Below are 17,440 nucleotides of genomic sequence, written 5' to 3' on the forward strand. Positions count from 1 at the left end.
CGACCTTCGGGTTATGAGCCCGACGAGCTACCATGCTGCTCCATCCCGCGACTGATACTATAACTTACTGCTTTACAACTTTGTGAATTGGTTGCGGGGGCCAGATTTGAACTGACGACCTTCGGGTTATGAGCCCGACGAGCTACCAAGCTGCTCCACCCCGCGTCTCCACAGAGGGGCACTATACTCAGGATCTGCTGAGTTGCAAGTTTTTTATGAAGTTTTTATCATTTTCTTTTAAAAACGGTCAGAAATAACACATGGAGGTGTAATTTTAGGCAGTTATACTCGCCATGCTACAAGTTATGTCGAGTATATACTTAATGTTTAAAAGTCATATTGATTAGGTGATAATAGAAAGACTTAACAAGTTGTATATCCATATCTTTCTTGATTTGGCTTTGGTATCTTTCTAATTCAAAATCAACACTCAAATTTAGTCATTAAGCGGGCAAAAAATGGTTACTTGGCGAAAATCGTTAATTTTAGGTATGTTAGCGCTTACCTTGACAGGATGTCATCGTCCAACAGAACAAGGACAGCAATATAAAGACGGAAAACTTAAGCAAGATCTTATTGAAGTCAATTCGCCAAATACACAAGGTACGCCGATTAATGTCCCCGATTATCTACAACAAGTCGGCCAAATAAGCCAAACATCATCACGTTTGTATAATAGCAATAAAGAGACTTATGAAGCGGTAGAAAACTGGTTACGTTCTGGCGCGGATACTCGTCAATTACGTCAATTTAATCTTTCAACATTTCAAATGGAAGGTGTTGATAATTACGGTAATGTCCAATTTACGGGTTATTACTCACCCGTTCTTGAGGCCCGTTTAACACCGCAAGGTGAATTCCAGTACCCGCTTTATAAAATGCCTGCCAATAGCCGTTCAAAATTACCTTCTCGCGCCGCTATCTATAATGGTGCATTAAGCCAATCTTTAATTGCAGCTTACAGTAATTCCATTATGGATAACTTTATGATGGAAGTTCAAGGCAGTGGTTATGTGGATTTTGGTGATGGTAAACCGCTCACTTTCTTCGGCTATGCAGGTAAAAACGGACACCCTTATAGAAGCATTGGTAAAGTGCTTATTGATAATGGTGAAGTAGAAAGAAAAGATATGTCGATGCTCGCTATTAGAGAGTGGGCAGATAAACATAGCGATATTGAGGTGAGAAAATTATTAGAAGAAAATCCCTCATTTGTCTTTTTTAAACCCGAACCTTTTACGCCAGTAAGAGGAGCGAGTGCTATTCCATTAATTGCACTGGCCTCAGTTGCGTCAGATAGAAGTATTATTCCGGCTGGAACCGTTTTACTGGCTGAAATTCCGGTGCTTGATAATACGGGTAAATTTACGGGACAATACCAAATGCGCTTAATGGTGGCCTTAGATGTAGGGGGGGCAATTAAAGGACATCATTTCGATATTTATCATGGTATTGGTAAAGATGCAGGCCATATGGCAGGTTTTTATAATCACTATGGGCGTGTTTGGGTATTAAAAAAATCACAGCCTAATTTATTAAATCCATCTTTATAAAAACGATTTACTATTCATCTTCTCGTTATTAACGGTAAAATCACTCAAACGACATGGCTATTGATAACAATAGCCATGATTATTTCTGTTATTTAGGTTGTTATCGCATTATGCAAAATTCATTATCAGATTCATATTTACAACGCTTTTCTGGAATAGGGCGACTTTATGGGCAAAAAGCATTGTCTTATTTTGCTCAGGCTCATATTTGTGTCGTGGGTATTGGTGGTGTAGGAAGCTGGGCAGCAGAAGCATTAGCTCGCAGTGGTATTGGCTCGATTACCTTAATTGATATGGATGATGTATGCGTAACAAATACTAATAGGCAAATACATGCACTGAAAGAAAGTGTGGGTCAGCCTAAATGTGATGTTATGAAACAGCGTATTTTGGAAATCAATCCAGAATGTAATGTCACAAGTGTTGATGATTTTGTCACAGTTGATAATGTTGCTGAGATGATGAATAACAACTTTGATTATGTGATTGATGCGATTGATAGCGTTAGACCTAAAGCTGCGTTATTAGCTTATTGTCGCCGTTATAAAATTCCTGTGATCACAACAGGGGGCGCAGGGGGGCAAATTGATCCAACCCAAATTCAAGTGGTTGATTTGGCGAAAACTATTCAAGACCCTTTAGCTGCTAAATTACGTGAGCGATTGAAGTCTGATTTTAATGTTGTAAAAAATGGCAAAGGTAAGTTAGGAATAGACTGTGTTTTCTCAACTGAACAACTGGTTTACCCACAAGGTGATGGGTCGGTTTGTGCTACTAAAAGTACGGCTGATGGTGTAAAAAGAATGGATTGTTCAGCTGGCTTTGGCGCCGTAACGATGGTAACGGCGTCGTTTGGTTTTATTGCAGTGTCTCATGCGTTGAAGAAGATGTTAGCGAAAGCGCAGCGTGCTCATGATACTCGTCATGCTTAAAGCCACAGCGTTGTTGACTGTGTTCATTCGCACTAGCCACATACTCATGATACTCGTCATACTTCAAGCCACAGCGTTGTTGACTGCGTTCATTCGCACTAGTCACATACTTATGTATGCTCCTAGCGACTTATTCACTTGTCGCCTAGCTGTGACTTGAATTATTTAGAGTATCAAACTTAATACTGGGATGTGAGTGATTTTAGCCGTGCGATAATCGCATTCACTCCGTCGGTGCGAGATTGGCTAATTTGATTAGCCAATCCTAATTGTTCAAAAATAGCTAATATATCGATATCAGCTATTTCCTGTGCCGTTTTATTTTCAACTGCGGTTAAGATAACCGTCAATAAGCCTTTTACAATACGCCCATCACTATCACCATACACATGATATTTACCATCATTATTTAATTCAACACCCAGCCACACTCTATTTTCGCAACCTTTTATCTCTTTTTCTGTTGTTTTTAATTCATCAGGTAATGCGGGTAATTTTCGTGAAAGTTGAATTAATTGGCGATATTTATCTTCCCATGCTTTTGATTTTTGAAAATCACTAAGCAATGCCTCTAAGGTAATTTCATGACCAAAGGGATGTTGAGTGGTGAGGTAATGTGTGTTGTTCATTATGATTATTCGTCTTTTAAAAGTGTTAAAGCAAAATTAATAGCATTAATAAAAGCATCAATATCAGCACGTTGATTATAAGGCATAAAAGAGATGCGTAAACAGCCTAAAATATTTAATGAATCAATAAGAGGCTGTGCGCAGTGTTGTCCTGTGCGTAATGCAATATTTTTTTCTGTCACTAATGTGGCTAAATCACTGTGGTGAATCCCTGCAAAATTAAAAGAAATGACAGATGAATTTGGTGCGCGATAGCTGATAAAGCCATCTAACTCACTTAGGCGTTTTTCTGCTTCATCAGCAAGTTCTAATGTGTATTGGTTAGCCTGATACATATCTTGTGTTTTTAGCCATGTTAATGTGGCTGAAAATGCAAGAACAGCCGCAATATTAGGTGTTCCAGCTTCAAAACGATGAGGAATAGAGGCTGGTGTGAAGCCTTCAAACGTTGCATTAATTAGCATTTTTCCACCACCATGCCAAGGTGCCATCGCTTCTAAATATTCACGTTTACCATAACAAACACCTAAACCATTAGGGCCATAAAGTTTGTGTGCCGAAAAAACATAAAAATCAATCTCAAGCGCAGTTACATCTATTGCATGATGCGCAATACCTTGTGCACCATCAACAACGAGCAAGCAATTAGGGTATTGATGAACACAATCAGAGACTTTATCTAATGCGATTTGAGCGCCCGTTACATTCGACATTTGGCTGATTGCCACAACACGAGTTCGTTCACTGATCAAATGATTTAGGTTATCAATTGAAGGTAAAAAATGCTCCCCAATTGCCCAACGGATCACTCGTGCACCCGTTTGTTCTGCCAACATTAGCCAAGGAATGAGATTAGCGTGGTGCTCTTGTTCGCTGACAATGATTTCATCACCAGCTTGCAAACGTGGGCGAAAATAGCTTTGAGCAATAAGATTAAGTGATTCAGTGGTGCCTTTCGTCCAAATGATAGTGTCACTATCAGCACTATTAATTAATTCAGCCACTTGCTGGCGTGTTGTTTCAAATTGTTGTGTTGTTTCTTTTGCATGTTGATATTGGCTGCGATGAACAGTTGCAAAACTATGTCGATAAAATGCATCAGTGGCTTCTATCATTGCATGTGGCTTTAATGCGGTAGCTGCACTATCAAGATAAATAGTCTTTTCTTTAAGTGCAGGGAATTGTTGTCGGAATAAATCAGGTGAAAATACGTTCATAATTAGGCTGTATTGGTAGACGAATAATTTTTCGTGATTTGTAGTTAAAATAGGACGTATAGATTATACGGTTAATTATATTTATTTATAACGGAAAACTAAGAATATACATTTATAGTGTAGTAATGCCGTTATGATAACACGATAAAGAGGGTGAAAGTTTACTCAATAAAAATCATAGATATTAACTTGAGAGCGCATTTAAAAAATTTTTCATTGCCGAGAATCGCGTATTGCCCATTTTTTAGAGTAATGGCAATAAATTTATTGTAAAAAAAGGATGAAAACAGCAAAACGGAGTCGGTGAAGGGATGAAAAATAGAGAAAAATAGGGAATAAAAAAAGCACCGCCTTAGCGGTGCACTATAAAATCACTATGGACAGACAGGGTAAATGTACAGGAAGTGAAAAAAAACAGTAGCATCAGCTACTAAGTCTGGAATTTCCAGACAACTTGCAAACACAACATCACAACCACAAAGCCAAAAGTTTTGCAGTATTACGACTACACAACTTTTCGTTCCGGCTTAGGAAGTGCGCCTACTATAGGTATTTACTGGCTAATCATCAAGGGACAATTTATAATGCTTCGCATAAAAAAAACTAATGATGAAAGTTAAGATCTGTTAATAGTCAAAATAGGGGTTTAAGAGCCGAATATGTCTAAACGTTTACCGCCATTAAATGCACTTAGGGTTTTTGATTCAGCGGCACGTCATTTAAGTTTTACTAAAGCCGCTGAAGAATTATTTGTGACACAAGCCGCCGTTAGCCATCAAATTAAAACATTAGAAGAATTTCTTGGGCTAAAATTATTTAGAAGACGCAACCGCTCCCTTTTATTGACAGAGGAAGGGCAGAGTTATTACCTCGATATTAAGGAAATCTTTTCATCCATTAATGAGGCAACGCGCAAGTTATTAGCACGAAGTGCAAAAGGTGCACTAACGGTGAGCCTTTCTCCTAGCTTTGCTATTCAATGGCTAGTTCCTCGATTATCTGGATTTAACCAAGCTTATCCTGGCATTGATGTGCGAATTCAGGCTGTTGATAGAGAAGAAGATAAGCTAGCAGACGATGTTGATGTGGCGATTTTTTATGGGCGAAGTAATTGGACGGGATTACGTACAGACCGTCTTTATGCGGAATATTTAATTCCAGTTTGTGCTCCCACTTTACTTACAGGTGAAAAACCACTAAAAACCCCGTCCGATCTGATTTATCATACACTACTGCATGATACATCTCGTCGAGATTGGCAAGCTTATGTACGTCAATTAGAGATACAAAATCAGATTAATGTACAGCAGGGACCTATTTTCAGCCATAGCTCAATGGTGATACAGGCAGCTGTACACGGGCAAGGTGTTGCATTAGTTAATAATGTTATGGCGCGTAGTGAAATAGAATCAGGTCGATTAATCAGACCTTTTCCAGATGTTCTTGTGAGTAAAAATGCGTTTTATTTAGTTTGCCAAGATAGCCAGGCTGAATTGGGTAAAATTGCCGCTTTTCGTCAATGGATTTTATCACAAGCAGCAAATGAGCAAGAAAAGCTGGGTTTACTGACATCATCTTAATATTGAAATTGGCAAATATCTTCTAAATAGGCAGGAATAAACAGTGAATAGTCGTACATTGCTTATGTTTTCCGCGATCAGTGGCTTTTTTTATGTTGCTTTTGGTGCATTTGCAACACATAAATTAGCCCCTCATTTATCGCCACAGCATTGGGGATACATTGAGTTAGCGATGCGTTATCAAATCGTACATACCTTGGTTCTTGTCGGTATTGCGGCGATATTAATGCGTAAAACAATTTTATGGTTTTATTGGGCAGGTATTTTCTTTAGTGTTGGTATTCTACTTTTCAGTGGTAGCCTTTATTGTATGGCGCTGACACAAGTGAGATTATTATCTTATTTTACGCCAATTGGTGGATTTAGTTTTCTTATTGGTTGGACTTTAATTTTTATTGGCGCTTTGCGTCTAAGGGCACCGGCGTCTCGCCATGAATAAAGTTGCATTATATTGTCGCCAAGGTTTTGAAAAAGAGTGCGCGGCTGAGATTACGGATAAAGCAGGTCAAATCGGCGTTTATGGTTTTCCTCGTGTTAAAGAGGGAAGCGGTTATGTGATTTTTGAATGTTATCAAGAAGGTGATGCTGATAAAATTGCACGCCAAGTAAGTTTTCGTGAACTCATTTTTGCTCGTCAAATGTTTGTCACTGGTGAGTTACTCAAAGGTTTACCACCAGAAGATAGAATTACACCTATTGTAAGTATGCTTCAAGGTGCTATTGAAAAAGCAGGTGAATTACGCGTTGAAGTTGCTGATACTAATGAAAGTAAAGAATTATTAAAATTCTGCCGCAAGTTTACGGTGCCATTACGTAATCATTTACGTAATGAAAAAATTCTCTTAAAAGTAGAGAATTTTAGCCGACCTATTATTCATGTGTTTTTTATTGCGCCAGGCTGTTGTTATGTTGGTTATTCTTATAGCTTTAATAATTCGGCATTCTATATGGGTATCCCCCGCTTAAAATTCCCATCTGATGCGCCAAGTCGTTCAACGCTAAAACTGGAAGAAGCATTTCATATATTTATTCCTTATGAAGAATGGGAAGAGCGTTTAGCAAGTGGAATGAAAGCCGTCGATTTAGGAGCTTGCCCTGGTGGTTGGACTTATCAGCTAGTGAAGCGAAGTATGATGGTACATGCGGTTGATAATGGCCCTATGGCACAATCTTTAATGGATACAGGGCAAGTACGTCATCATGAAGTTGATGGTTTTAAGTTTGAGCCGACGTCTAAAAATATTACGTGGCTTGTTTGTGATATGGTTGAAAAACCAGCAAAAGTAGCTGCGTTAATCACGACATGGATTGCGAATGAATGGTGTCGTGAAGCTATTTTTAATTTAAAACTCCCAATGAAAAAACGTTATGAAGAAGTGTCTCATATTCTTGAAAAAATGAAGACAGAACTTGCTGAAAAAGGCATTAACGTTAAAATTCAAGCGAAACATCTTTATCATGATAGAGAAGAAATTACAGTTCATGTTCAAAATATTTGGGCGGCATATCGGCCAGATCGTGAATTCTAATTTATTGATAAATAATTGTTAATTGATTTTCTATTGGTAGTAATAGAAAGGCTAAGCGTTTATTTTCATAGGCTTAGCCTTTTTCTTTGGTATGTGATTATTTAAAATATCGACTAATTGAGATTCAATAAATTAGAATCCAACTATTTTAAACGCAGTTATTTTAAACGTAGCTGTTGCAGATTGCCGTCTAATTGAATATCAGTACGTAATGTTGTGATTTTCCGGCTAATAAAGGCAGATTCTTTGTGCTCTATAAGTTTGTTCTGCCATTTTTTCGGCACATCATCAATATGCTGATAAAGTGATTCTAAATTGGAATGAAGCTGTAAAAGCGCCGTAGCACTTTTAGGACCAATACCAGGAATACCAGCAACTTTACTGCTACTTACACCCGTTAATCCCCAATAGTCAGTAAGCTGAGAGGGATCAACACCGAATTCAGCACGAATAAATTCTAAATCTAGCCAGCGACGTTGGAAGTAATCTCGAATACGGATAGAAGGGGAAAGTAACTGACAGTAACCTTTATCTGTGGAAATAATCGTGACTCGAAAACCTGCATGAGCGACTTTGGTTGCCAATGTGGCGGCAACATCATCTGCTTCATCACCCCCTGAGTGCCAACTTTGTATACCTAAATTCAGTAACATCGCTTTAATTTCAGGTAATTGTTGCCGCAAATCATCAGGCATTGGTGTTCTTCCTGCTTTATAATCCGGCAAGAGTTGATGACGCCAACTACCATCTCGGTCGTCTTCATCAAAGACAGCGACAGCATGGGTAGGTTGTGTGTGACCAAGTAGTTGATTGACACTTTGCTCACACACAGTAAGACAGGAAGAACCTGATGCCGCATGAATGCGACGGATCAGGTTTAAAGCATCAATAATCAGCAAATGTATCATAATGAATTAGCTGATAATCTCGTAACAAGGTTGGTAAGCTGTACCACCTGGAAGTTTCATTCGGTGTTGCTCAACAAAGCCTGCTAATAAAATATCCATGCGACGCATTATTTCACTGTCACCATGAATTTTATAAGGGCCATGAGCTTCAATTGCTTTCATGCCCACTTCTTTTACGTTACCGGCAACAATACCTGAGAAAGCACGACGTAAGTCAGCGGCTAGTTTTTCAGGAGATTGATTGGTGTTTAGGTTAAGTGATGCCATATTTTCGTGTGTTGGTTCAAAAGGATGTTGTAAATCAGCATTGATCTTCATTGACCAGTTAAAGCTATAAGCATCACCCGTGCTACGACGATTATCTTTTACCAATGGCATATATTTTTTCATGATACGTGCCACTTCAGGTGCATCATCAATAATAATTTGGTAATGACGTCGAGCCTCATCACCTAATGTATTCGCGATAAAATCATCAAGGACATTGAAATAATCAGCACTCTCTTTAGGGCCAGTTAAAATCAGTGGTAATACTTGATCTTGGTTTTCTGGCGACATAAGAATGCCAAGCAGATACAACAATTCTTCGGCTGTACCCACGCCACCAGGAAAAATAATAATACCATGGCCAATACGAACGAACGATTCCAGACGTTTTTCAATATCTGGCATGATAATCAGTTCGTTAACCAATGGATTTGGTGGCTCAGCAGCAATAATTGAAGGTTCTGTCATACCAATAAAACGGCTATTGTTATAACGTTGTTGAGCATGACCGACAGCGGCACCTTTCATGGGAGCCTCCATCGCACCAGGGCCACAGCCTGTACAGATATTAAGCTCACGTAACCCTAATTCGTTCCCCACCTTTCTACCATAAAGGTACTCTGTTTCATTGATTGAGTGTCCACCCCAGCAGACGATCATATTGGGATCTTCATCAATATGTAGAGCTCTTGCATTACGTAAGATAGAAAAAATAGTATTAGTAATATGGGTGCTATTTTCTAAGTTCAGGTGAAGGTCACGCTTTGCTGTGGTGATCTGCCCATGAACAAATAAAATGTCTCGAAGCACAGCAAATAAGTTAGCTTGCAATGAGCGAATAATTTTTCCGTCAACAAAGGCGTCTTCAGGAGGATTGACTAACTCTAATTTCACGCCACGTTCACGGCGCAGTACGTTAATATCAAAATCTTGGTATTTAGATAACAGTTCTTTACTACTATCAGTAAGGCTACCAGAGTTGAGAACAGCAAGAGAGCAATTGCGAAACAGTTGGTAAAGATCACTGCTTGCGGTTCTCTTTAGCATATCAACTTCTAGCTGTGAAAGCAGATCCATGGAACCTAATGGGCTGACATGAGTTATCACGTAGGACTCCTTTTTCTCCTGAAATAACAAACTGAAGTGCAACTGATCTTGGTATAACACAGATCATATCAACATACAGGCATTATTCCTGTTATTGTCTGGCTAATCGACTGATTTCTGGAACAAACTCACAATTACTACGCCAAGGATTGATATCTAATCCACCTCGTCGTGTATATCTTGCATAAACGGTTAATGTTTTTGGCGAACAAAACTGCATGATATCGTGAAAAATTCGCTCAATACATTGTTCATGAAATTCATTATGTTGCCTAAACGAGACTAAATAACGCAGTAATTTTTCACGATCAATTTTTTTGCCTTTATATCGGATAGCGACTGAGCCCCAATCTGGTTGATGGGTAATAAGGCAGTTTGATTTTAACAGATGACTGACAAGGGTTTCCTCAACTTGAGTATCGGTTGTTGATTCGTTTAACCAATGTGCGTCAAATTCATAATGTTCAATTTCAATATCTTGTTCATCAATACACTCTCCAACAAAATCAACAATAGGTTGTGATGTAAAATGCGAAAGTGGATAAAGAGTCAGATTTACTTTGCCTTTAGCACAAGTCGTTAAATCATTAAGTAAGGTTTTCTCAACAATATCCCAACTTTCAAAGCGAGTTTGATTAAAACTATTGAGATATAATTTAAAGCTTTTAGATTCAATGAGATTTTCAGTTGTTGCGTCTAATTCAACATGACCAATCGCAACTTGTGGTAGACCTTTGCTATTAAGCCAAGAGAGTTCATACATTGTCCAAATATCACCACCGTGAAAAGGTAAGTTTTCAGCAGTTAAAGAGAGCGAATCTCGATTTAGGCTACGAGGAACACCTTGCAATAATTTGGCATCGTAGTGATCATAATATTGAGTTTCTTTGCCTAGAGATAATGCCTCAAGAGATTTATCGCCTTGATATAAAGACATAACTGACATCCTAACGTTAACTGAAAATAAAAGAAGCTAATTATACTATTGAAACTTTAATAGTATATGAATGCTTTATTTTTGATGCTCTGAATTAACTTCATAATCAGGTAACATAAACCTTAATTCTTATTTAATCGATAAAGCTGATAACCATGACTGAAAATATCTCCTCTGAATTAAAAGCCTTTACACAAAAATATATCGATTTATGGCAAGAAAAATCGGGCTTACCTCCTGCAAGTGCTGATCTTTATGGTGTTCCTTCTATTTGTATATCAAGAACAGGTGATGAAGTTGTTTACTGGCTACCCCAACCGTTTATGGGGACAGATAAGCTAGAAAAAGTTGAAAAAGCGATGGGAATAATCATTCGTCCTGAATTACATGATTACTTTACAACGCAATATGCAGGGGATATGCAGGTTTGCTTTCGAGGCATCCATTTAAGTTTGATCCAAGTGTGGAGTGAAGAGGATTTTATTCGTTTGCAAGAAAATATTATTGGGCATTTAGTGACACAGAAACGACTTAAACTGACGCCAACATTATTTATTGGTACAACAGATTCAGAAAACGAGATCATTTCAGTATGCAATGTTTCTGGTGAAGTGATTCTTGAAACTTTTGGAAAAAAGAAAAGAAATGTTTTAGCGGATAATTTATCGCTTTTCCTATCAGAATTAACTGCGGTATATAATGAGTAATGTCATCTTTAAACTATTTTCGTTGTGAGATATATCTTACAAAAATAGCCTGTTTTTTTAGAAATTAAAGTTAAATAATGGCAATAAATTTGATTTGTTTAAGTAGAGCAATAAGTTATTAACACATTGTTTTTTCTTATAGATATCATATTTATATTGTTTTTATTTTGTGGGTTGTTTAACTAACCAATTATTGGCATTCTACGTCCACCAACGAAGGAACTGTTTGGTGGCCGATATAATGTTAAGTAATCGAGGGTGCAGGAGATAGGATATTTCCATTAATGCAGATACAGACTTAGTCACAGGGATAGAATAAAACGGTCTTGCTTGGATGCATAAGTGTTGTACAGACAACTATTTTTCTTGTCTAAAAGGAGTTTCGGCTCCTTTTATTTTTTTATTTGTTTTCTGCTATTCCATCCCAATGTTATCCTTATTCATAGATTTTATATAAGGAATAACAAATGACACCCGAACACCACATTCTCGCAAAATTACGCTTGATCGAAGGCGAGATGAAGAATATTGAGCTATGGCAAGCAGAATCTCCAACTGAAAAAGCATTTGAAAGCACAGAGCCTTTTTGTATTGACACGATGAGTGCTCTCGAATGGTTACAGTGGGTATTAATTCCTCGGTTGTCATCGATGATTGAACGCGGTATGTCATTACCAAGCGAATTCTCTATTACGCCTTATTATGAAGAAGCATTTAAAGATGATGAAAGTCGTAACTTTGCTGATTTACTCAATCATTTGCGTGAACTTGACGCTATGTTTAAATCGTAAGGTAGACAATGTTAGATATTATTTATCAGGATGAATATCTTATTGCGGTGAATAAACCCGCAGGTTGGCTTGTTCACCGCAGTTGGTTAGATAGGCACGAAACGGTGTTTGTGATGCAAACAGTGAGAGATCAAATAGGGCAACATGTTTTCCCTGTTCATCGCTTAGACAGACCTACATCGGGTGTATTATTAATGGCACTTTCATCCGATGTTGCGAGAATACTTTCTCAATATTTTGAACAGCATAAAACAGAAAAAATCTATCATGCGGTTGTTAGAGGGTATGTTGAAGAGGCGCTAGTGATTGATAGCCCGCTAGTGGAAGAACAAGATAAAATAGCTGATAAATTTGCTACTCAACCTCCAAAAATTCAAGAATGTGTGACGCATTGCCAGCCATTAGCGACAGTTGAAAAAGACGTGGCGATTGGACGCTATCTGACATCACGATTTAGCCTATTAGAATTACGCCCTGAAACAGGCCGTAAACATCAATTACGCCGTCATATGACTCATATTCGTCACCCTATTATTGGTGATACTGCTCATGGGGATTTACGTCAGAACCGCGGTGTTGTAAACAATTTTCAATCTCATCGCTTGATGTTACATGCAAGCCATCTAAACTTAATTCATCCTATTACCTTGCAGCCGCTTAATTTGACCGCTCAATGGGATTTGCCTTGGCAACATCTTATTAATCAATTTGGTTGGCGTGGATTAAGACCTGAATTAGAGCAGTATGGTGACGATTTATCTCATCATTTTTAATTCCTTTCTTATTTTAATATTACTTTCAAATGGTGACTATCAAGGCTTTTTTACTTAAGTCTTGATAGTTTGCGCAAATTTAAAGTTAATTTTAACTATCTGTAAAATATATAATTCTATTAATTGATCTGATCACATGTAATGAAACGTGACAGCTATCATGTATTCATTAAGCGATTTATTTTATGATGTGAAATAAATAAGGCTTATCATTAGATAAGTTTATGAGATGAGACCCACACTACTTTAAACACATAAAAAACTTATAACATATAAAACCCACATTCCGGGAGTCTGCTTGATGTTTAAAAACCTATTTGTTGTTTTACAAAAAATCGGAAAGTCCTTGATGTTACCGGTATCTGTACTGCCTATTGCCGGTATTTTATTAGGGGTTGGTTCCGCTGATCTTTCATGGATCCCCTCTTCTGTTTCTCAAGTTATGGCGGAAGCGGGGGGCTCTGTTTTCTCTAATATGCCTCTTATTTTTGCTATTGGTGTTGCGTTAGGTTTTACCAATAATGATGGGGTATCAGCACTTGCTTCAGTTGTGGCTTACGGCATCATGTCTAAAACCATGATTGTAGTTGCTCCTTGGGTTTTGGGTCTTACACCTGCGGAAATCGAGGCTCAACATTTGACGGATACTGGGGTGCTAGGCGGAATTATTGCCGGTATTATTGCAGCTTCCATGTTTAACCGTTTTTATCGGATTAAATTACCTGAGTATCTAGGTTTCTTTGCGGGTAAACGCTTTGTCCCTATTATTTCAGGTTTAATTGCTATTTTCATTGGTATTATCTTAGCGTTTATTTGGCCTCCTATCGGTACTGCTATCCAACGTTTTTCTGAATGGGCTGCATATCAAAACCCTGCTGTTGCTTTCGGTATTTATGGTGTTGTAGAGCGTGCATTAGTGCCATTTGGTTTACACCACATCTGGAATGTGCCATTCCAAATGCAAGTGGGTGAATATGTAAATAGTGCAGGGCAAGTATTCCACGGTGATATACCTCGCTATATGGCTGGTGACCCAACTGCGGGTATGTTGTCTGGTGGTTTCTTATTTAAAATGTTTGGTTTACCTGCTGCGGCCATTGCGATTTGGCATTCAGCACGCCCTGAGAATCGTGTAAAAGTGGGTGGTATTATGATTTCTGCGGCATTAACTGCCTTTTTAACAGGGATCACAGAGCCTATTGAATTCTCATTTATGTTTGTTGCACCGATTCTTTATGTTATCCACGCTATTTTAGCAGGCTTAGCATTTGTTATTTGTATCTTGTTAGGTATGCGTGATGGTACAAGTTTCTCTCATGGCTTAATTGACTTTATCGTATTAAGTGGCAACAGCAGTAAACTGTATCTGTTCCCAATTATTGGCATACTTTATGCGATAACGTATTATTCTATTTTCCGCTTTTTAATCGTTAAACTAAATTTGAAAACTCCAGGTCGTGAAGTTGAAGATAAAAATGCTAAACAGGCCGATAGAAGTGCAATGGGGCAATCTTTAGTTAACGCTTTTGGAGGAAAGGATAATATTAGTAGCTTAGATGCGTGTATTACTCGTTTACGTATTGGTGTTAAAGAAATTGAAAAAGTCGATCGTGATGAATTAAAACGACTAGGTGCTGCTGGTGTTGTGGTCGTTGGCTCGGGTATTCAAGCAATTTTTGGCCCTAAATCAGATAATCTCAAAACTGAAATGGATGAATATATTCGGTCTTTGGATAAAGCTGAATAATGAATAGTATTCTTTAATTATAAAAAAACACGCTTAATTTTATTATTAAGGGTGTTTTTTTATATTCTCCATTATGTGTATTAATTTTTTTTTGAAATTATTAATCATTATTTTCATGTATTTTTTATCATAATTTATAATGATGAGAGTAAAAATAATGAAAGTATTATCTTATGGTTTTAATAAAATATTATCCTTGCATGATAAAAAAGAAAATATTGGTTTTTTATTGTCGAATAAAATAATAAATTCAGAAAATAGTTTATCTGAAAATGATTTTTCTATTTTAAAGAATAAGCATAAATGTATTTATATTGATAAAAATATTATTGTTAATATAGGGAATGAATTAAGATGTGTTATTGATTGTTATGTGAAAGATAACCCACGTCATTTGGAGAAAATTAATGCAGCTAAAAATAAAATAAATCAAATAGTAGATAAAGAAATGTCGTTGAGTAAAATAAGTGATTCTATTAATTATATAATCAATGAAACAAATTCTACGACATTTAAAAATAAAATTTTTGATAATAAAAATATTAATTTTTTTCTTGATAGGAATATATTTTCAAAAACTAAAGTTAAGTCTGTTGATAAATTGATTAAAAAATTAAAAACCAAAACTATAGAATTAAATGAAGGTTGTAATTTTCCTTTTAAATTAAATGATCATGATATGATTTTAGTTAAACTTGGTGGTATAAAAGTGGCTAAAAATAATGTTGATATTAAAATTGTGGATGACACACTAATAAATAGTAAGGGTATCATTAAAGAAACAAATAAAAATAAAGGGTTAAATAATTATAGGGTGACATTTTGTGAATTTGAAATATTATTTAACTTTCTTAGTGATAATATTAATAAATTATATAAAACAGCAATTAAATATAACAAATTTATAGACCTTGAAAAAAATAGTCATTTTTTAAGCTTTGAAAATGATAATAAAGAATTGCTCGGGAATATTAGAGAGTTACTTCAAGTAAATAAGGGTATCCTTTCTGCTGCTGAAAAATCATGTGAAAAATATTCTTATTTTAATGATAATTATAAAAATTTAAATTTGTTTCATCAACGTTATGTTAATAATCTTAATTTTCGTATTTTAGAAGAAAAAAAACAGTATGAATTGTTAGAAAAAATAAAGAAAGTAGAATCGAACACAGAATCTTTAGATTTGGAATTAAAACGAGTAAAACCTTTTTCTGAGCTTTATGATGAATATGAAAATAAAATAAGAAATTTAGTTTCCAACTTAGTACCAAGTGAAAAGAAAATTAGTTGTGATTCAATAGATAAAATCAAAAAAAAATTAAATGAATGCGAGAAATTAATTGATATTTGTATAAAAAGAAAGAGAACAGGTTTTTTATTTAAAGTATGTCGCTTTTTTTCTTTTTGGAAAAAGAATGATTCTACTAAATTATTAACTGAATATAAAAATAACATTAATAAATTGTCATCTTATCTTGATTCATATGAGGAAGTACAACATAAGTATTTTTCTATTAATGAAGTTTGTCTGATTACAACATCAATACTATCAAAAATAAATAATCCTAAAGGTTTAATAAGTTATTTATATGGTGAAAGTAGCATGTGGGGGGATTTTAAAAAATCTCTTTTTGAAAAATAGAAATTTAAATTTATTGAGAATAAAATAAATTTATTATATGTTTTAAGCTATTTTATTAGTTTTTAAATTAATTAAGTGGATTAAATATTATGGCTAAAGTCGGTATTTTTGTAGGCACAGTTTATGGCAATGCGTTAGCGGTTGCTGAAGAGGCTCAACGTATTTTACTTGAGCACAATCATCAAGCTAATGTCTATGAAGAAGGTACTCTTGTGGATTGGGAGAAATATTCGACAGTGCTTGTAATAACATCAAGCACAGGACAAGGTGACCTACCGGATACAATCGCACCTCTATATCATGAACTGCATGATAGTGTGGGTTATCAGCCAAATCTAAGTTATGGCTTAATCGCTTTAGGTGACAGCAGCTATGACCATTTTTGTGGCGCAGGTATGCAATTTGAAGAGTTACTTCAAGAACATCAATCAAAGCGTATTGGTGAAATACTCAAAATAGACGGTATGGATGTCGCTGAGCCAGAAGTATTTGCAATAGATTGGCTTGAAAATTGGACTAATCTGTTAGGTTAAATAGAAAAATAACTCAATAAATTTAATTAATTAACAAAATAATGAACAAGGTATTCTATTCTAAAAATACCGCTTATTTCTGTTTTATACAGTAAATAAGCGGTATTTTTTACAAAACTGACATACATATTAGCTAAAATTATCTGTTACTAACGGCGAGTCAATTTTTCTAAATCTGCTTCAATTTCAGCAATTTTATTTGCGACCACATGCTCAAGGTGACGCAAGTCGTCTAGGATTTTATGTTTTAAATCGACTTCTACTTGGTCTTGTTGGCAAATTTGATCTAATTCTTCAATGACATAACGTAAGTTAGTATTGATTTCATTGACTTCTTTAAAACCTTGTCCTGATTGTCCATCAGAAATCGTTTTACGTTGACGCGGATATTTAAATTTTACGCTTTTTGCAAAAAACTCACCTTTGTCTTTGCGAAAATAGATTTTTAAAATATCGTTGTTAGCTTCTTGGCGTAGGGTATAGCGGTCAATATCTTCAGGATGCGGGATCCCTAAATTTTTTAAATTATCGTACATATATTGGCACCTGATAGAAAGATAAGTGAAAGAATAGCGAACAGAATTAATT

At 36.1% G+C, this 17,440-nt stretch carries 17 protein-coding genes and 1 tRNA gene; 11 read left to right on the plus strand and 7 right to left on the minus strand.

All coding sequences use genetic code 11. From position 1 onward, the window contains the following. Nucleotides 1–88: 88 nt before the first annotated feature. A tRNA-Met gene (locus INT04_RS16480) sits at nucleotides 89–165 on the minus strand. 293 nt (nucleotides 166–458) lie between these two features. On the opposite strand from INT04_RS16480, the gene mltA reads away from it, so the two are divergent. Both mltA and tcdA read left to right on the plus strand, forming a co-directional pair. Further along, nucleotides 459–1,553 carry a murein transglycosylase A gene (mltA, locus tag INT04_RS16485; RefSeq protein ID WP_193017195.1) on the plus strand — a complete coding sequence of 365 codons (1,095 nt, stop codon included), beginning with the start codon at nucleotides 459–461 and terminating at the stop codon, nucleotides 1,551–1,553. A gap of 110 nt (nucleotides 1,554–1,663) precedes the next feature. Next, nucleotides 1,664–2,485, plus strand: coding sequence for a tRNA cyclic N6-threonylcarbamoyladenosine(37) synthase TcdA (tcdA, locus tag INT04_RS16490; RefSeq protein WP_193017196.1), 822 nt, complete (start codon nucleotides 1,664–1,666; stop codon nucleotides 2,483–2,485). A 179-nt stretch (nucleotides 2,486–2,664) separates the two neighbouring features. Here the strand turns inward: tcdA and csdE are convergent, their stop codons facing one another. Then, nucleotides 2,665–3,114, minus strand: a complete 450-nt coding sequence (gene csdE / locus INT04_RS16495; RefSeq protein ID WP_193017197.1) for a cysteine desulfurase sulfur acceptor subunit CsdE — start codon at nucleotides 3,112–3,114, stop codon at nucleotides 2,665–2,667. Between the two features lie 5 nt (nucleotides 3,115–3,119). Next, nucleotides 3,120–4,331: a cysteine desulfurase CsdA gene (gene csdA, locus INT04_RS16500; RefSeq protein WP_193017198.1), complete on the minus strand. Its 1,212-nt coding sequence runs from the start codon at nucleotides 4,329–4,331 to the stop codon at nucleotides 3,120–3,122. 659 nt (nucleotides 4,332–4,990) lie between these two features. On the opposite strand from csdA, the gene INT04_RS16505 reads away from it, so the two are divergent. The 3 genes from INT04_RS16505 to rlmM are packed head-to-tail and all read left to right on the plus strand — an operon-like array spanning nucleotide 4,991 to nucleotide 7,440. Further along, nucleotides 4,991–5,911 (plus strand): transcriptional regulator GcvA, encoded by a 921-nt coding sequence (locus tag INT04_RS16505; protein WP_193017199.1) that lies wholly within the window; start codon nucleotides 4,991–4,993, stop codon nucleotides 5,909–5,911. A gap of 43 nt (nucleotides 5,912–5,954) precedes the next feature. Then, nucleotides 5,955–6,350 (plus strand): DUF423 domain-containing protein, encoded by a 396-nt coding sequence (locus INT04_RS16510; RefSeq protein WP_193017200.1) that lies wholly within the window; start codon nucleotides 5,955–5,957, stop codon nucleotides 6,348–6,350. Further along, the gene (gene rlmM, locus INT04_RS16515) at nucleotides 6,343–7,440 is read left to right on the plus strand and encodes a 23S rRNA (cytidine(2498)-2'-O)-methyltransferase RlmM (protein ID WP_193017201.1); all 1,098 of its coding nucleotides are present in this window, start codon (nucleotides 6,343–6,345) and stop codon (nucleotides 7,438–7,440) included. The genes INT04_RS16510 and rlmM overlap by 8 nt, the downstream gene beginning before the upstream one ends. A 158-nt stretch (nucleotides 7,441–7,598) precedes the next feature. Here rlmM and xni read toward each other — a convergent pair whose 3' ends face one another. The 3 genes from xni to queF all read right to left on the minus strand — a co-directional run bounded on the left by xni (nucleotide 7,599) and on the right by queF (nucleotide 10,659). Then, nucleotides 7,599–8,348, minus strand: a complete 750-nt coding sequence (xni, locus tag INT04_RS16520) for a flap endonuclease Xni (protein WP_193017202.1) — start codon at nucleotides 8,346–8,348, stop codon at nucleotides 7,599–7,601. A 6-nt stretch (nucleotides 8,349–8,354) separates the two neighbouring features. Continuing rightward, nucleotides 8,355–9,722 (minus strand): nucleotide 5'-monophosphate nucleosidase PpnN, encoded by a 1,368-nt coding sequence (ppnN, locus tag INT04_RS16525; RefSeq protein ID WP_193017203.1) that lies wholly within the window; start codon nucleotides 9,720–9,722, stop codon nucleotides 8,355–8,357. Nucleotides 9,723–9,813: 91 nt separating this feature from the next. Further along, nucleotides 9,814–10,659, minus strand: a complete 846-nt coding sequence (queF, locus tag INT04_RS16530) for an NADPH-dependent 7-cyano-7-deazaguanine reductase QueF (protein ID WP_193017204.1) — start codon at nucleotides 10,657–10,659, stop codon at nucleotides 9,814–9,816. 155 nt (nucleotides 10,660–10,814) lie between these two features. On the opposite strand from queF, the gene syd reads away from it, so the two are divergent. The 6 genes from syd to INT04_RS16560 all read left to right on the plus strand — a co-directional run bounded on the left by syd (nucleotide 10,815) and on the right by INT04_RS16560 (nucleotide 16,852). Continuing rightward, a complete protein-coding gene (gene syd / locus INT04_RS16535; RefSeq protein ID WP_193017205.1) occupies nucleotides 10,815–11,366 on the plus strand; it encodes a SecY-interacting protein in 552 nt (183 codons plus the stop codon). Nucleotides 11,367–11,833: 467 nt separating this feature from the next. After that, on the plus strand, nucleotides 11,834–12,157 hold the full coding sequence (locus INT04_RS16540; protein WP_193017206.1) for a YqcC family protein: 324 nt from the start codon (nucleotides 11,834–11,836) through the stop codon (nucleotides 12,155–12,157). 8 nt (nucleotides 12,158–12,165) lie between these two features. Then, a complete protein-coding gene (gene truC / locus INT04_RS16545; RefSeq protein WP_193017207.1) occupies nucleotides 12,166–12,930 on the plus strand; it encodes a tRNA pseudouridine(65) synthase TruC in 765 nt (254 codons plus the stop codon). Between the two features lie 301 nt (nucleotides 12,931–13,231). Beyond that, the gene (gene ptsG / locus INT04_RS16550) at nucleotides 13,232–14,677 is read left to right on the plus strand and encodes a PTS glucose transporter subunit IIBC (protein ID WP_193017208.1); all 1,446 of its coding nucleotides are present in this window, start codon (nucleotides 13,232–13,234) and stop codon (nucleotides 14,675–14,677) included. A 157-nt stretch (nucleotides 14,678–14,834) separates the two neighbouring features. Further along, the gene (locus INT04_RS16555; RefSeq protein ID WP_193017209.1) at nucleotides 14,835–16,319 is read left to right on the plus strand and encodes a hypothetical protein; all 1,485 of its coding nucleotides are present in this window, start codon (nucleotides 14,835–14,837) and stop codon (nucleotides 16,317–16,319) included. Nucleotides 16,320–16,408: 89 nt separating this feature from the next. Next, nucleotides 16,409–16,852 carry a flavodoxin gene (locus INT04_RS16560; RefSeq protein ID WP_193017210.1) on the plus strand — a complete coding sequence of 148 codons (444 nt, stop codon included), beginning with the start codon at nucleotides 16,409–16,411 and terminating at the stop codon, nucleotides 16,850–16,852. A 149-nt stretch (nucleotides 16,853–17,001) separates the two neighbouring features. Here the strand turns inward: INT04_RS16560 and INT04_RS16565 are convergent, their stop codons facing one another. Beyond that, nucleotides 17,002–17,388 carry a DUF3461 family protein gene (locus INT04_RS16565; protein ID WP_006535910.1) on the minus strand — a complete coding sequence of 129 codons (387 nt, stop codon included), beginning with the start codon at nucleotides 17,386–17,388 and terminating at the stop codon, nucleotides 17,002–17,004. Nucleotides 17,389–17,440 lie beyond the last annotated feature (52 nt).

Source organism: Proteus sp. FME41 (genome assembly GCF_014897315.1).
Lineage (GTDB): Bacteria > Pseudomonadota > Gammaproteobacteria > Enterobacterales > Enterobacteriaceae > Proteus.

Coding starts and splice junctions, on each gene's coding strand:
- mltA (WP_193017195.1), top strand. CDS start 459: ATGGTTACTTGGCGAAAATCGTTAATTTTAGGTATGTTAGCGCTTACC.
- tcdA (WP_193017196.1), top strand. CDS start 1,664: ATGCAAAATTCATTATCAGATTCATATTTACAACGCTTTTCTGGAATA.
- csdE (WP_193017197.1), bottom strand. CDS start 3,114: ATGAACAACACACATTACCTCACCACTCAACATCCCTTTGGTCATGAA.
- csdA (WP_193017198.1), bottom strand. CDS start 4,331: ATGAACGTATTTTCACCTGATTTATTCCGACAACAATTCCCTGCACTT.
- INT04_RS16505 (WP_193017199.1), top strand. CDS start 4,991: ATGTCTAAACGTTTACCGCCATTAAATGCACTTAGGGTTTTTGATTCA.
- rlmM (WP_193017201.1), top strand. CDS start 6,343: ATGAATAAAGTTGCATTATATTGTCGCCAAGGTTTTGAAAAAGAGTGC.
- xni (WP_193017202.1), bottom strand. CDS start 8,348: ATGATACATTTGCTGATTATTGATGCTTTAAACCTGATCCGTCGCATT.
- queF (WP_193017204.1), bottom strand. CDS start 10,659: ATGTCTTTATATCAAGGCGATAAATCTCTTGAGGCATTATCTCTAGGC.
- syd (WP_193017205.1), top strand. CDS start 10,815: ATGACTGAAAATATCTCCTCTGAATTAAAAGCCTTTACACAAAAATAT.
- INT04_RS16540 (WP_193017206.1), top strand. CDS start 11,834: ATGACACCCGAACACCACATTCTCGCAAAATTACGCTTGATCGAAGGC.
- truC (WP_193017207.1), top strand. CDS start 12,166: ATGTTAGATATTATTTATCAGGATGAATATCTTATTGCGGTGAATAAA.
- ptsG (WP_193017208.1), top strand. CDS start 13,232: ATGTTTAAAAACCTATTTGTTGTTTTACAAAAAATCGGAAAGTCCTTG.
- INT04_RS16555 (WP_193017209.1), top strand. CDS start 14,835: ATGAAAGTATTATCTTATGGTTTTAATAAAATATTATCCTTGCATGAT.
- INT04_RS16560 (WP_193017210.1), top strand. CDS start 16,409: ATGGCTAAAGTCGGTATTTTTGTAGGCACAGTTTATGGCAATGCGTTA.
- INT04_RS16565 (WP_006535910.1), bottom strand. CDS start 17,388: ATGTACGATAATTTAAAAAATTTAGGGATCCCGCATCCTGAAGATATT.